9 protein-coding genes are annotated in these 15,056 nt (G+C 58.3%); 6 read left to right on the forward strand and 3 right to left on the reverse strand.

Annotated features, from left to right (window positions below; all coding sequences use genetic code 11):
• Positions 1-65: 65 nt before the first annotated feature.
• Entirely contained in the window at positions 66-554 is a 489-nt protein-coding gene (locus tag ACR0LL_RS09280) for an acyloxyacyl hydrolase (RefSeq protein ID WP_480586023.1), read from the reverse strand.
• A 200-nt stretch (positions 555-754) separates the two neighbouring features.
• Between ACR0LL_RS09280 and ychF the strand changes: the two genes are divergently transcribed.
• The 6 genes from ychF (at position 755) to ACR0LL_RS09310 (ending at position 8,817) form a co-directional block, all read left to right on the forward strand.
• Positions 755-1,852 (forward strand): redox-regulated ATPase YchF, encoded by a 1,098-nt coding sequence (gene ychF / locus ACR0LL_RS09285; protein WP_480586026.1) that lies wholly within the window; start codon positions 755-757, stop codon positions 1,850-1,852.
• Positions 1,853-1,917: 65 nt separating this feature from the next.
• On the forward strand, positions 1,918-2,799 hold the full coding sequence (locus ACR0LL_RS09290) for a LysR family transcriptional regulator (RefSeq protein ID WP_267365476.1): 882 nt from the start codon (positions 1,918-1,920) through the stop codon (positions 2,797-2,799).
• A gap of 85 nt (positions 2,800-2,884) precedes the next feature.
• Complete coding sequence (locus ACR0LL_RS09295; protein WP_480586029.1) at positions 2,885-4,588, forward strand: NAD(P)H-dependent oxidoreductase subunit E; 1,704 nt, start codon at positions 2,885-2,887, stop codon at positions 4,586-4,588.
• Between the two features lie 13 nt (positions 4,589-4,601).
• The gene (gene fdhF, locus ACR0LL_RS09300) at positions 4,602-7,385 is read left to right on the forward strand and encodes a formate dehydrogenase subunit alpha (protein WP_480586032.1); all 2,784 of its coding nucleotides are present in this window, start codon (positions 4,602-4,604) and stop codon (positions 7,383-7,385) included.
• Between the two features lie 111 nt (positions 7,386-7,496).
• Entirely contained in the window at positions 7,497-8,285 is a 789-nt protein-coding gene (locus tag ACR0LL_RS09305) for a cyclase family protein (protein ID WP_480586035.1), read from the forward strand.
• A 10-nt stretch (positions 8,286-8,295) separates the two neighbouring features.
• A complete protein-coding gene (locus ACR0LL_RS09310) occupies positions 8,296-8,817 on the forward strand; it encodes a thioesterase family protein (RefSeq protein ID WP_480586038.1) in 522 nt (173 codons plus the stop codon).
• A 22-nt stretch (positions 8,818-8,839) separates the two neighbouring features.
• On the opposite strand, the gene ACR0LL_RS09315 is transcribed toward ACR0LL_RS09310, so the two are convergent.
• Together ACR0LL_RS09315 and ACR0LL_RS09320 are read right to left on the reverse strand one after the other, a co-directional pair.
• Positions 8,840-12,928: a translocation/assembly module TamB domain-containing protein gene (locus ACR0LL_RS09315; RefSeq protein ID WP_480586041.1), complete on the reverse strand. Its 4,089-nt coding sequence runs from the start codon at positions 12,926-12,928 to the stop codon at positions 8,840-8,842.
• Complete coding sequence (locus tag ACR0LL_RS09320; protein WP_480586043.1) at positions 12,925-14,730, reverse strand: autotransporter assembly complex protein TamA; 1,806 nt, start codon at positions 14,728-14,730, stop codon at positions 12,925-12,927. The genes ACR0LL_RS09315 and ACR0LL_RS09320 overlap by 4 nt, the downstream gene beginning before the upstream one ends.
• Between the last annotated feature and the right edge of the window lie 326 nt (positions 14,731-15,056).

Here is a 15,056-nt window from a genome sequence, read left to right on the forward strand (position 1 = left end):
CTCGGGTTTCGACCTGATGTGCAGAAACTTTGACCGAAAATCAATCCCGCCCAGACAGGAATGGATCAGAAGCCCAGATGATAGCGTACCAGCAGGGCATTCACGCCCGGGTTCTCGTCATTGGTACTGGCGTTGGATTTATGGGTTAGCGCGACAGACACGCTGTTGCCATTGTTCAGGTTATAGCCAAGACCCAAAAGGCTGCGAATCTGAAAATCGCCCCCAAGATCATTCAGGTCGTTGCTGGCATTATAGTAGCCGGGCATAACACTGCCTTCCAAGAACCAGTGATCACTCAGCGCATACTGCCCGATCAAACCCGCGCCGATATGCGTGTCACCATCTTCATCTACAGTTAGGGTTGCACCCCAACCGGCGCGAAACCGCGTTGCCTGATGAAATGGCGTGTGGTGGTATTCGATCGAGATCAGGCCCTGATCTTCGGACGTGTCTTCAGAATAGTCCGCGTATCCGGCACCAAAAACAACGGTTTGAGCCTGGGCTGACGCGCAGGCCGTTGCCGCCAGCATGGTTGCAAGAAAAAGGTGTTTCATCAGTGTCCGCCAAAAAAATGTCATCGTGCGCTAATAACTGGTAATCGTAGGAGTTGTTTTTCAATTTCGGCAAGAACACAATTTTCAAACGATTTTGTGATGTGGCGAAATGGACTCGGCAACGGTGCCACCAGCAATCCCTTGCGCATTCAGGCGGACCTGCATAGAAGCTGCGATCGTATTCTATGCAGGAGGCCGTGATGGGCTTTAAAATGGGAATCGTGGGTCTGCCGAATGTCGGCAAGTCGACCCTGTTCAATGCGCTGACCAAAACCGCAGCTGCGCAGGCCGCGAACTTCCCGTTCTGCACCATTGAGCCCAATGTCGGGGATGTTGCGGTTCCCGACGCCCGCCTCGACAGGCTGGCGGCGATTGCGTCCTCAAAACAGATTATCCCGACGCGGATGACTTTTGTGGATATCGCGGGTCTGGTGAAAGGCGCGTCAAAGGGCGAAGGGCTGGGCAACCAGTTTCTGGCGAATATTCGCGAAACGGATGCGATTGCACATGTGCTGCGCTGTTTCGAAGACGGTGACGTGACACATGTCGACGGGCGTGTTGATCCGGTTGCGGACGCTGAAACTATTGAAACCGAACTGATGCTGGCCGATTTGGAAAGCATCGAAAAGCGCCGGGCCAATCTGGTGCGCAAGCTGAAGGGCAACGACAAAGAGGCGCAACAGCAAGATCGCCTGTTGGCCGAGGCGCAGGCCATGCTGGAAAGCGGCAAGCCCGCACGGCTGGTCGAAGTCAGCGACGAGGACGCCAAGGCGTGGAAGATGTTGCAACTGCTAACAACCAAACCGGTTCTCTACGTCTGCAACGTGTCCGAGGAAGACGCGGCACAAGGCAACGAATTCTCTGCCCGCGTGGCCGAAATGGCCGCCGCGCAGGGCAATGCTCATGTCATCATCAGTGCCAAGATCGAAGAAGAAATAAGCCTGCTGGATGAGGACGAAGCCCAGATGTTCCTTGAGGAGATGGGTCTGGAAGAGCCCGGCCTCGACCGTCTGATCCGCGCCGGTTACGATCTGCTGAAGCTGGAAACCTATTTCACGGTCGGCCCGAAAGAGGCCCGCGCCTGGACCATCCGCACCGGCACCGCTGCACCGCAAGCAGCAGGTGTGATCCATGGCGATTTCGAAAAGGGTTTTATCCGCGCCGAGACCATCGCCTATGACGACTATGTCACTGCCAATGGCGAGCAGGGCGCGAAAGAGGCGGGTAAAATGCGGGCAGAGGGTAAGGGCTATATCGTCAAGGACGGCGATGTGATGCACTTTTTGTTTAATACCTGATCAATTGGGCTGTTCCTGTCGGGTGAGCGGGGTATCCTGCCTTATCCGCAGCATTGGAGCTTTCCTTGATCGAAATCCGCGACCTGCAACTGCTCAGCGCATTGGCGCGGCATCGGCATTTTGCCAAAGCAGCCGAGGAATGCGGGATTTCTCAGCCCGCGTTTTCGATGCGCATCCGCAATCTTGAGGACCGGTTAGGTGTCTCAATCGTCCGTCGCGCCAACCGCTTTCAAGGGCTGACCGAAGAGGGCGAGATGATCGTCCAGCGGGCGCGGCGTATTCTGGACGACACCAAGGCGCTGGAACAGCAGGTACTGGCCGCCAAGGGAGAGATTACGGGCACACTGATCCTCGGCGTGATCCCGACCGCAATCGCCTTCACGGGACGGTTGGTCAAAAGGCTGCGTGACGCGCATCCTCGTATCGTCACACGCATTGAAACCATGTCTGCCACCGCAATTCAGCACCGGCTGGACGAAGGCAGCCTTGATGCCGGGGTGACTTATGGTGACAGCATCGGCACGGACTTCCGGCAGGTTCAGCCTCTTTACGAGGAAACCTATGTGTTGTTGGTGCCCACGCATCTGACGGACCAGAGCGGCCCGATTCCGTGGGCGCAGGTCGCAGAATTTCCGCTCAGCCTTTTGGAGCCGCAGATGCAGAACCGGCGTATTCTGGACCGGGTGTTTGCCGAACAGGGGCTGCACCCCGATATCGTTGCCGAAACCAGCGGTTTCACGGCGTCAATGGTCATGGTGCGGGAGGGGCTGGCGGCGACGGTTGTTCCTCGGGTTCTGGTACGTGCGCTGGGCGATTTGAAGGGAACGAAAGTGTTGCCGCTGATCGAACCTGTTGTCAGCAAACCGATTTGTCTGGCGACCCTCAGCCGCGACCCCGAGTTGCCGACGGTCAAGGCTTTGCGGGATGTGGTGACCTCTTTGCGGTGATAAGGTGTCGTTATCGTGCGATTGCCAAAAGCGATTTGACGATATGTTTGCCTGATGAGAGACGGAACCTCAATCGGAGGGCATCATGGCACCATTAGATACCAAGCCATCAGGCACACCCAAGGGCGTCTGGAAGTCAGGTAAAGGCAAGGGGCGGCACACACCCAAGGGCCGTCAGTTCACGGATGAGGCGCAGGCTGAAATCACACGCCTGCTGGGCGATCGCCCGCGCCGCCGTGATCTGTTGATCGAATTCCTGCATTTGATTCAGGACGAACACGGTCATATCAGCGCCGACCATATCGCGGCATTGGCCGTCGAGATGCGGATCGGTCAGGCCGAGATCTACGAAACCGCGACTTTTTATGCCCATTTCGATGTGGTGAAAGAAGGCGAGACGCCACCTCCGGTGTTGACCATCCGGGTTTGTGATTCCCTCTCTTGCGAAATGGCTGGTGCCCAGCAGTTGCAGAAGGCGCTGGAAGATGGTTTGGACCCTGCCGAAGTTCGCGTTGTTCGCGCGCCCTGCATGGGGCGTTGCGATACCGCTCCGGTATTGGAGATTGGCCACAATCACATTGACCATGCGAGCCTCGAAAAGGTGCAGTCGGCGATTGCAGCAGGGGACACCCATGCGCATCTGCCCGACTATGAGACCTTCACGGCCTATGAGGCCGAAGGCGGTTACGCTAAGCTTAAAGAGCTGCGCGACGGTGGTGATTGGGAACAGGTGCAAGAAGACGTCCTGTCCTCGGGTCTGCGTGGTCTGGGTGGCGCTGGCTTCCCGTCGGGTAAAAAATGGGGCTTTGTTCGTATGAACGAAGGTCCGCGCTATCTGGCGGTAAACGGCGACGAGGGTGAGCCCGGAACATTCAAAGACCGCTATTATCTGGAGCGCACGCCGCATGTCTTCCTCGAAGGTATGCTGATCGCCGCCTGGGCAGTCGAGGCCGAGACCTGCTTCATCTACATGCGCGACGAATACCCGGCAGTGCTGGAAATTCTGCGCCGTGAGATTGCGGCATTGGAAAATGCCGGTATCGTCGCAAAGGGTTACATCGACCTGCGCCGGGGAGCCGGTGCCTATATCTGCGGTGAAGAATCCGCGATGATCGAATCGATCGAGGGCAAGAAGGGCCTGCCACGCCACCGTCCTCCGTTCGTGGCGCAGGTTGGGGTCTTTAACCGTCCGACTTTGGTGCACAATGTCGAGACGCTGTATTGGGTCTCAAAAATCTGCCGCGAAGGGCCGCAGGTTCTGAACTCTGTTGAAAAGAACGGCCGCAAGGGCCTGCGCAGCTATTCGGTCTCGGGGCGTGTGGCGAAGCCGGGCGTTTACCTGCTGCCCGCAGGTTCGACCATTCTTGATGTGATTGATGCCGCCGGCGGCATGGCAGATGGCCATGTGTTCAAGGCGTATCAACCGGGCGGGCCGTCGTCTGGTCTTCTCCCCTCGAGCATTGACGACGTCCCGCTCGACTTCGACACGCTTCAGCCGCTTGGCACTTTCATCGGGTCTGCCGCCGTTGTGGTTCTGTCCGATCAGGACACCGCCCGCGATGCCGCGCTTAACATGCTGCGGTTCTTCGAGGATGAAAGCTGTGGCCAGTGCACCCCCTGCCGGGCAGGCTGCGAAAAGGCGGTCAAGCTGATGCAGGCCGACAAGTGGGACACCGATCTGTTGGAAGATTTGTGCCAGGTCATGAGCGATGCCTCGATCTGCGGTCTGGGGCAGGCGGCCCCGAATCCGATCCGCTTGGTTATGAAACATTTCGCTGACGAAATCTGAGGGAGACAGAGCCATGCTTGACGCAAGCCCAACCAAGACCGTCACCTTCAACCTGAACGGCGATGACGTCACCGTGCCCGCGGGCACCACGATCTGGGAAGCGGCTAATGGCCGGGGCCTGGTGATCCCGCATCTGTGCCACAAGCCTGCACCGGGATACCGCCCCGATGGCAACTGCCGCGCCTGCATGGTCGAGGTGGAGGGCGAGCGCACGCTGGTCGCCTCGTGCATCCGCCCGGCGGCCGATGGGATGGTGGTCAAGACCGACACCGACCGCGCCGAAAAATCGCGCGCCATGGTGATGGAACTGTTGGTGGCCGACCAGCCCGAGGAAGCGCACGACAAATCGAGCCACTTCTGGGACATGGCCAAGCTGAACGATGTCAGCGACAGCCGTTTTCCTGCGAAAGAGGCCGAGAAAATCCCGCTTCTGGATGACAGCCATGTGGCGATGCGTGTCAATCTGGATGCGTGTATCAACTGCAACCTTTGTGTTCGGGCCTGCCGCGAAGTGCAGGTGAATGACGTGATTGGCATGGCTGGTCGCGGTCATACCGCGCAGGTGGTGTTCGACCAGAATGATCCGATGGGTACCTCCTCCTGTGTTGCTTGCGGTGAATGTGTTCAGGCCTGCCCCACCGGTGCGCTGATGCCTGCCACCGTGCTGGACGACCAGCAGCAGGGGGACAGTAAGGATTATGATAGCGAAACCGAAAGCGTCTGCCCGTTCTGCGGTGTGGGCTGCAAAGTGTCGCTGAAGGTCAAGGACGGCAAGGTGAAGTATGTCGAGGGCATCAACGGCCCCGCAAACGAAGGTCGTTTGTGCGTCAAAGGTCGCTTTGGCTTTGACTACATCCACCACCCGCACCGCCTGACCAAACCGCTGATCCGGCGCGAGGATGCGCCCGCCAAGGGGCTGAACGTTGATCCGGGCAACCTGTCGACCCATTTCCGCGAGGCGACCTGGGAAGAGGCGATGGACTTGGCCGCGACCAAGCTGATGACCCTGCGCGCCGAAGACCCACGTTCGGTTGCGGGCTTCGGTTCGGCGAAGTGTACCAACGAAGAGGCGTATCTGTTCCAGAAGTTCATCCGTCAGGGCTTCAAGCACAACAACGTCGATCACTGCACCCGTCTGTGCCACGCTTCGTCCGTTGCGGCGCTGATCGAGAATGTGGGTTCGGGCGCGGTGACGGCGACCTTTAACGAGATCGAAAACGCCGATGTGGCGATCATCATCGGTTCGAACCCGATCGAGAACCACCCTGTCGCGGCGACCTATTTCAAGCAGTTCGCCAAGCGTGGCGGCAAGCTGATCGTAATGGACCCCCGCGGCGTTGGTATGCGCAAGTTCGCGGATGAAATGCTGCAGTTCCGTCCGGGGGCCGATGTCTCGATGCTCAACGCGATCATGAACGTGATCGTCGAGGAAGAGTTGTATGACAGCCAGTACATCCACCGCTGGACCGAGAACTGGGAGGCCGAGAAAGAGCACCTGCGCGCCTTCACGCCCGAAGCGATGGCACCGATCTGTGGTATTGAACCGGATCAGCTGCGCCGTGTCGCGCGTACCTTTGCGCAGGCCAAAGCTGGCCTGATCTTCTGGGGCATGGGCGTCAGCCAGCACATCCACGGCACCGACAACTCGCGCTGCCTGATTTCGCTGGCCCTGATGACGGGCAATGTCGGTAAACCCGGCGCTGGGCTGCACCCGCTGCGGGGGCAAAACAACGTGCAAGGTGCATCGGATGCGGGCCTGATCCCGATGTTCCTGCCGGACTATCAATCGGTGACTGACGACGGCGTTCGCGCCAGGTTCAATGATGTCTGGCATTCGGATGACTTCTCGAACGAGAAGGGTCTGACGGTGACCGAAATCATCGATCAGGCCTATGCGGGAAACATCAAGGGCATGTATATTCAGGGTGAAAACCCGGCCATGTCCGACCCGGATGTGAACCACGCCCGCGCGGCGCTGGCCAAACTGGATCTGATGATCGTGCAGGACATCTTCCTGACCGAGACGGCGAACTATGCCGATATCATCCTGCCTGCCTCGGCGCTCTATGAAAAGAACGGTACGGTGTCGAACACCAACCGTCAGGTACAGCGTGTACGGCCTGCCGTTACCCCCCCGGGAGAAGCGCGCGAAGATTGGAAGATCACGGTCGAGCTGGCACAGCGCATCGGGCTGAACTGGGATTACACCGATGTCTCTCAGGTCTTTGCCGAGATGAAACTGACCATGGCATCGCTTGACAACATCACGTGGGAGCGTCTGGAGACCGAGACGATTACCTACCCGTCGCTCAGCGAAACCGACCCGGGTCAGGCCATCGTGTTCGGGGATGGTTTCCCCCGCTCGGGCGGTAAGGCGAAGTTCACCCCCGCCAGCGTCATTCCGCCGGATGAGGCCCCGGACGAGGAATACCCGATGATCGCCACCACTGGCCGTCAGCTGGAACATTGGCACACCGGCTCAATGACCCGCCGGTCCAACGTTCTTGACGCGGTGGAGCCCGAGGCGAACTGTTCGATGAATCCACGTACGCTCAAGCTGATGGGCATCGAGCCGGGCGACATGATCCGCCTGACCACACGCCGTGGTTCGATTGAGATCATGGTCCGCGCGGACCGGGCGATTGCCGAGGATATGGTGTTCATCCCGTTTGCCTATGTTGAGGCGGCGGCGAACATCCTGACAAACTCAGCCATCGACCCTTATGGCAAAATCCCCGAGTTCAAATTCTCGGCCATTCGCGTCGAGAAGATCGAAGGCGCAGTTGCGGCTGAGTAAACCCAATACATATCAAGCAAAGAAGGCGGCCAGACGGGTCGCCTTTTTCTATTCTTGACAGGCGCTTGCGCTCAACCAACCCTGTCCGGGAATATGGTGGAGGAGTTGCTAATGGCCCGTCGTTTCGTCGATCTGTCCGTTCCGTTGGAAACCGGGATCGTGTCTGACCCGCCAATCATGTTGCCGCAAATCGAATATCTGACCCATGATCAGACGGCAGAACAGGTCATATCTTTCTTTCCGGGTCTGGAACGGCAAGACCTGCCGAACGGTGAAGGGTGGGCCATCGAACGGTTGCAGATCGCGACCCACAACGGCACGCATCTGGATGCGCCGTATCACCATCATTCCACGATGAACAAAGGTGAACGGGCGATAACCATCGACGAAGTGCCGTTGGAATGGTGCATGAACCCTGGCGTCAAGCTGGACTTTCGACACTTCGAGGATGGGTATGTTGTTACCGCCGCAGATGTCGAAGCCGAATTGAAGCGCATCGGCCACGAGCTTTGCCCGCTGGATATCGTCGTAGTCAACACTGCGGCAGGGACACGTTATGGCGCGCCGGACTATCTGGTCAAAGGATGTGGAATGGGGCGCGAGGCGACGCTTTATCTGACGGAACGTGGCGTGCGTGTCACCGGCACCGACGCCTGGAGCTGGGATGCCCCGTTTCCGCTCACCGCTCAGGAATACGCTGAGACCCGAGATCCATCTATTATCTGGGAAGGACACCGCGCGTCGATGGATATCGGGTATTGCCACTTGGAAAAGCTGACCAATCTGGAAGATTTGCCGCCCACCGGGTTCGAGATTTCCTGTTTCCCCTTCAAGATAAAAGGGGCCTCTGCCGGATTTGTCCGGGCCGTGGCTATATTTGACGAGGAAAAGGCACAGTAAAGGGGGCCAGATGCAGCCGACTTCGACACCTCCTGGCGGGCATGATGGCCCGTATGCCGCGCCGGTGGAAATTCGCGGCTTTGAAGTACGGCCCGAATGGATCGACTATAACGGCCATATGAATGTCGGGTTTTACGGTGTCGCCTTTGACATGGCGTTGGAAAAGCTGATGGTTGACCATCTCGGGTTGGGCGAGGTGCAGGTCAAGGCGTTGGGGCAGGGGCCTTACATCCTGCAGTCTCATCTGCATTTCGTGCAGGAGGTCAAAGACAGTTCATCGTTTTATTTCAGGTTCCGTATGCTGGATGCTGACAGCAAGAGAGGACATTATTTCGCCCAGATGCTTTTGGCAGAAACTGACGAGATTTGTGCGACGCAAGAGGCGCTTTTCATGAATGTCAGCCACAGCACCGGGCGATCCACACCCTACCCGGATTGGGCAGCGGCGCGTCTTGCGCAAATGGTGGAGGATCACAAGTCTCTGGAACCGGCTTCGCAGATCGGCCAACCGATAGGAATTCGCCGGAAATAGTTTGCTGGGGTCGGACGCGATCCTAATAGTCCTTTGAAAAGAACACTCCGATGCCCGTTTCGCCACGACCGTCAACCGTGCCCTTGACCGAGAAATTGTCGGTTACATCAAGGTTCAGGTTCACCTCGGTATTGCCTTCGGTATTGACGGTAAAGTCGGTGTAGAGGTTTTCACCCAGATAGGCCCCGGCACCCAGTCGGCCCGCGCCACCCTCTGACGCACCAACATCAATCGTATCAACACCGGTAGAGTCGCGTAATCCCTTGGTCGCGTCCCCGCCAGCACCGCTGAGTTGCGCCAGCGATGCGGCCATCTGCGCAATCAGGAACGGTGAGATTTCCGAGAACCTGTTCCCAAAGAGCAGCATCGCCAGCGCCTCTTCAGCCGGACGCTCGGGATCGGAAAACACGTTAACCTCGGGTGAATCCAGTGGCCCTGCGATTTCGATGGTCGCGGTGCCGTCCGAGGTGCTGGCAGAGGATTCAAACTCGATATAAGGCGTCAAGTCACCCTGTAGGGTCACGATGCCCTTGGTCAGGGCCAGCCTGCGGCCCAGAATATCGAAATTACCGCGGATCAATTCAATCTGACCTGACGGGACCACCGAGGTCGTCGTACCACCAATGGAGATCCGGCCGCCCAGTTCGGCATTTACACCGCGCCCCCTTACGAACACGGCTTTGGGTGCCAGCAAGTTGATGTCTAGCGCTATTCTGGACGTGCGTTGCCCCTTGTCTTCGGTGGCTACCAGACCTGCACGCTCACGCGTGATGAAACTGGCTCCGCTTTCGTTGACATGCTGTATCTCAGGGATCGGTGCGGCACCTACAGCCCCCGAAGCCGCAGCGAGGTTGATATTGGTCTCACCAAAGGTGATCTGCCCGGCCAGCGAACTGTTCCCGGCTAGGGCGCCGGTCATCGCAATCTGACCGTTCAAAGTCGTCTCGTATAAGAGCCGATCGGTCAGGACGAGGCTGTTGATTGTTGTCGCGATCTGCGCGTTGAACGGGGGCGTCAGATCGACAGGTCCATTGACGGTAAAGCCACCACCGGCCCGCACACCACCGTTCAGCGAGATGGTTGCACGGCTTTGCGCCAGATCCACCTGTCCGTTGATCCCGGTGATGGTCTGGCCTGCACCGGGAAGTGCAAGGGATGTTCCCGAAGTGGTAATCGACCCGCTTAGGGACGCCAGATCAGCCGGGCCCTTGAGGGCCAGATCAAAACGTGCGGACCCTTCAATCTTGTTAGGCGTGATGAAGACGTTTGCTATCCCCAGGTTTACGCCACCCTTCGCTGAAATATCTGCATTGCTGCTGGTTTCATCAAAGGTGCCTGCAACCGTGCTGACGATGTCTGCGGGACCTTGCGCCTTGGCGTCGATGGTCCAAACGCCACTGTCCCGCTTTGCATTCCCCGCAGCGGTAAGGGTGCCGGGAAACTCTGGCACAAACCTTTCGATGCGGTTGAACTTGGCATCAAAGTCCAGGTCGGCGGATCCATTTGTGTCCACCGTACCGGCCACTTTGGCATAGGAACTCTCTGGCCCCAGCAGATGAGCTGACCCTTCCAGCCCGGATTGTGTCGGAGCGACGTTGCCGTCCAGTTTCAGAGGCCCGGAGAGTGTTTTCGACAGCCGCCCCAAATCATCCAGCGCAGCGGTAAAGGTCAGTCCGCCAGCATCGCGGTCCAGTTTGCCGGATGCATCCGCAGAAAGGGCGGTGCCGATCAGCTGGAATGTGCGAATATTCAGACCGGCCTCGTCATTCACCGCATCCACCGTCAGGTTCGTTCGCCCCTGGATCAGGTTGTCAACCGCATTGATGCCGGATTTGATGTCATCAGCAGCCAAGTTGCCTTTGACGTCAAATGCCTTGCTGCCAACCGTACCTTTGCCTGCGACGTCCGCGATGATCGAACCTGCAAGATCTCGCCCGGCAAGAGTTGAAAAGGGTGACAGGTCCGGGATGTTCAGACTGACCTGCCCGTCCACAGCCAGTGCATCCGTCGGATCGTCAATTGTTGCTGCGGCGCTTGCCACAAGGGCTGAACCTTTGATCACCGCGTCGCGGATTTCAATCTGCTTCTGGCTCAGCGCGCCATCGAACGTGATCTCGGTCCGGCCGACTAGCAGCGGGTCAATCTCAGGTAGGCCCGTTTTGATATCCCGGCTCATCACGCTGGCGGTGCCATCAAATTCGAGCGTCTGAACAGTGCCTTTGCCGTCCAGTTTCGCCTGTACCGCACCGCCGAGTTCACGTTTGGCGAGGCCCGAGAACACGGAAAGGTCCTGCGCGTTGACTGTTGCTTGCCCATCAATCGTCACGTTGCCGTCAGGGGTGGTAACCGTGCCATCCGCCTGCGCGCGCAGAGCGTCGCCGATCAGCGTAAAATCCCGGATCGTTACGCCATCCGCTCCGCGTTTGGCGTCCAGCATGATTGTTGTGTTGCCCCTTATCACCGGGTCAATGTCGTCGCGCCCTGTGGAAAGATCGCGCCCTTCGACCTCAAGCTTGCCATCGAAACTGCCTTCAAGCGGAGAGCCCTGACCCGAGAGCCGGGCAGAGGCCTGACCGCCCAGTTCCAGCTGCGCCAGACCCGAAAACCGCGACAGATCGGTCGCCTGCAACGTCGCAGCACCATTGACGGCCAAACCACTGGACAAGCCGCTGATCTCGGCATCAACGCCCAGTTCATAGTCCGAGCCGACGATCTCGACCCCTGACAGGTTCAGGGTCTGATCCCTGCCATATTGGAACATACCGTCCAGCGTAATGCGGTCGCCAACGGCGGTGTTCAGGGCATCGCCAGTCAGGTCGATACCGTCCAAAGCAGCCTGCAAATCACCGTCGATCCGCAAAACGTCACCCTGTTCCAAGGTCCCTTGCGCCGTAATCTGCGCGCGTTGCAGGTTCAGGGTATCGGATTTTATGGCGTTTGCGGTCAGGCTCAGATCCCAGAGGTTGCCGTTTTTCTCATCAAATAATGCTGAGACCTGAGCAGCCTCGATCGATGTGTCGCCACCTGACAACGGAAGGACGACGCTTTGCCCCTCTGGCGGCGTAATGCGTCCTTGCAGGGCCGCCAGTTGCAGCCGACCGCCCGGCGCCAGTTGCAACGCCCCTTTCAGGTTCAGTGCCTGAGAACTGAGTTCCAGATCACTGATATCCAACGCTCCTTCAGGTAGGGTTCGCCCATCCACGATCAACCGCGTTTTGGGGCCGAAAAATGTATCCATATTCTCAGCGACAAAGGGCGTCAGGTCACCGCCCAGATCTGCGGTAAAGGCGATGCCCTCCTCCGCGCTAGCCGCGGCTGTTGGGGCAGAACGCAACCGAACCTGCCCGGTCACCCGTGGCTGCCCATCACTGCTCAGGCCGATATCGGCCGTAAAATCCGTCACCGGCCCGGACCCTTTCGCGGTCAATCCGATCGGAGGGCTGTCCGGCATTTTTAGCGCGGTCGAGATCAGACCCCCCGCGGCTTCGGTGACCTGAAGGTCAAGATCGATCTGGCTGTCAGTGTTCCTAAAACCCGCAGCCAAAGAGATTTCATCACCGGCCCGATCCAGTCGGGTGATGTCCAGTTTGGTGTCCAACGTGCCGTCGGCCAGCGACAGGTTGCCATTGACGGCCAGTTCCGCCGCGACACCGATCAAAGGTTTGCCCAATGCTAGCTCGCCAATACGGATTTCGCCGATTTCGATGGCCACAGGCAGTTCAGGCAGTTGAAAAGCCTGGGTCTCGGCAGAAGGGGACGGCGTGTCCTTGGTCGTGGTGCCCGGCGCACGGGCCACGTCGATTTCCTGTGCGGTCAGCGCGTTGACCGAAAACCGCCCGCGGATCAGCGCCAACCGGTTCCAATCCAGTTCCGCTCCCCGAATGGTCAGCCAGACTCCTTCATCATCGGCCACCGTGATCTCGGCAATGGTGGCGCGTGAACTCAGCGCGCCTTGCAGGCCTTTGACGGTGACGTTCTGATCGTCGCCCGACAGTGTGTCCTGTAGGAGCCGCTCGATCATGCTGCCGCCTTCGTCCTCCTGCGGATGTCCGGCCACAGGCACGATTGCCAGCGCGGCGATCAGCAGAGGATATGAAAGGTACCGTCTCAAAACGCCTGTCCTATCCCGATATAGAATTGTAGCCCGTCCCCGGTGGGACCGCTTACCGGGAAGGCTAGGTCAAACCGCAGGGGTCCGAAACCGCCCAGATCATATCTTACGCCGATACCGGCACCTGCATGATCTTCCGCGCCACTTCCTATAAAGGAAGAGGTATCGACGACACCGTAGTCGTAAAACCCGACCAACGACAGCGAATCTGTCACCTTGCCCCGGATCTCGCCGGAAAGTCCAAGAAAGGACTTGCCGCCTGCGACACCGGTTCCGACAGGGATGCCAAGGCTTTCATAGGGTTGCCCGCGCACGGTTCCCGCGCCACCGGAAAAGAACAGAAAGTCAGGTGTAACGCCACTCGCAGGTGGGCCAATGACCGATCCAAGCTGCGCCCGCCCGGCCAGCACCACCCTGCCGCCGGTTCCAAGGCTGGTATAGACCCGCCCGTCGACAAACAGGCGAATGCCCGTATCGGTGCCGGAAAAGCCAACGAAAGGCATGACTTCGGTATCCAGATAAAAGCCGCGCGTGGCGCTGACTTTGCTGTCGCGCTCATCCCATTCCGAGCGGAAGGGCAGGATAAAGTACCTAAACTTTCGGCCATTTCCATAGGCGTCGTCAGCATCTGACCACTGTAATCCAGCCGAGGCTTCGGCATACAGCGTGTCAGAGAATGTGCGGCGCGCACCATATGCCACAGACGCAACCGAAACATTGTAGTTTTCGGTGTTGCGGCGCTCAAGCAACGCGTTCCAGAAAGTATTGTCGTCCGGACCCAGACGATCGGGCTGATCCAGGCGCAATCCGATCCGCCCATCAAGATCTTCGGAACCACCGATATTTCGTATAGCGGCTTCAAACCGCAGGCGTTCCGCGCGTTTGAACATGTTGCGATGCATCCAGGTCGCGGTCACATCGACACCGTCGCGCGAGGCCAGCTCGAGCCCAAAGGTCAGCTGACGCTTTGGCAGGTCTTCGAATGTGGCGTCGAAATCCAGCGTACCGTCGGGGTTTGCTGTCTCATGTTCCTGCAATGACACGACGTTGAACGTGCCGGTGCGGCGTAAACGTGTTCCAACCTTCTGGATTTTTTCTGGTGAGTAAACTTCTCCGCTTGGGAAACCGGCGATTTTTTCGATGGACCGGTGGCGTACATCCGTGTCGCCCTTGATGAACATTCTGCCAAACGTCAACCTGCGCCCCGGGTCCAGATCAATCTGCGCATCCAGACGGGCCTGCGCGTGGCGGGCGATAATGGTCTGATCCTCAATTTTCGCTTTTGCATGGCCCGCATTCCGCCACCCCTGCACACCGTCCGAGCCTGCTTTTTGAATGGCTCCGGTCGTTGCCAACTTGCCGGGGGCGAAACCTTCGGGCAGCACGGTGCCAGACGCCAGCGGCTGAACAATGGCCGTGCCGAATTTGAAGCTTGGTCCGGTTTCAACGGTAATTGCGGCCCTGTTGATCTGTGCTGGCACTGTCAAAGAGCTCAACTCAGCGGCTTCCTGCCCGTCAAGCTTGATACTGACAACCGGGCTGAAATACCCTTCGTCATACAAGATCTGCACAAGCGTGCGGTAATCCGACAAAGCGGCAGACAGAATCTCAAGTGGCGTATCCAGACCCCGCTCTTCCGCTGTTGTCACCGATGATGTCTTTTTCAGGCGTTCAACCAGTTCCTTGGATGCGCCCGGCGCCGTCAGAGAAGTTTCCAGCGCCATCAGAGTGGTCGGGATCAGTGCCAAGACAATGGCACTCAGCCAGCACTTCAAACGGCCTCGCAGCGTGCGCCCTTGCATGAATTGCCCCAACTGTCCCAGTTCCAAATCTCAGCTACCGTGTCATGCACGGTCTTATAGTGTCAGGTTAGAACATCTGAATGCCATTGGGAAAAGGGATAAACGCGGGATCGGGTCATTTTGGCCGAATTGTCCCGGCTTTTGCTGACACAATCGCTTTGCCGCACCTCGATTGGCAGACCGGAATTGCCGCAGTCCGGGGCCAAAGCCAACAGTATACAACCAATGTCCGGGCCGGTCCTTGGCCTCTGCCCTATGTAATTCACTAGGCAAACGGGTGGTTCTTCGGTATTCCCAATATATTGTCATTTGGTATCAAAAAAACC

Source organism: Ruegeria sp. AI2 (genome assembly GCF_056541275.1).

Coding starts and splice junctions, on each gene's coding strand:
- ACR0LL_RS09280 (WP_480586023.1), bottom strand. CDS start 554: ATGAAACACCTTTTTCTTGCAACCATGCTGGCGGCAACGGCCTGCGCG.
- ychF (WP_480586026.1), top strand. CDS start 755: ATGGGCTTTAAAATGGGAATCGTGGGTCTGCCGAATGTCGGCAAGTCG.
- ACR0LL_RS09295 (WP_480586029.1), top strand. CDS start 2,885: ATGGCACCATTAGATACCAAGCCATCAGGCACACCCAAGGGCGTCTGG.
- fdhF (WP_480586032.1), top strand. CDS start 4,602: ATGCTTGACGCAAGCCCAACCAAGACCGTCACCTTCAACCTGAACGGC.
- ACR0LL_RS09305 (WP_480586035.1), top strand. CDS start 7,497: ATGGCCCGTCGTTTCGTCGATCTGTCCGTTCCGTTGGAAACCGGGATC.
- ACR0LL_RS09310 (WP_480586038.1), top strand. CDS start 8,296: ATGCAGCCGACTTCGACACCTCCTGGCGGGCATGATGGCCCGTATGCC.
- ACR0LL_RS09320 (WP_480586043.1), bottom strand. CDS start 14,730: ATGCAAGGGCGCACGCTGCGAGGCCGTTTGAAGTGCTGGCTGAGTGCC.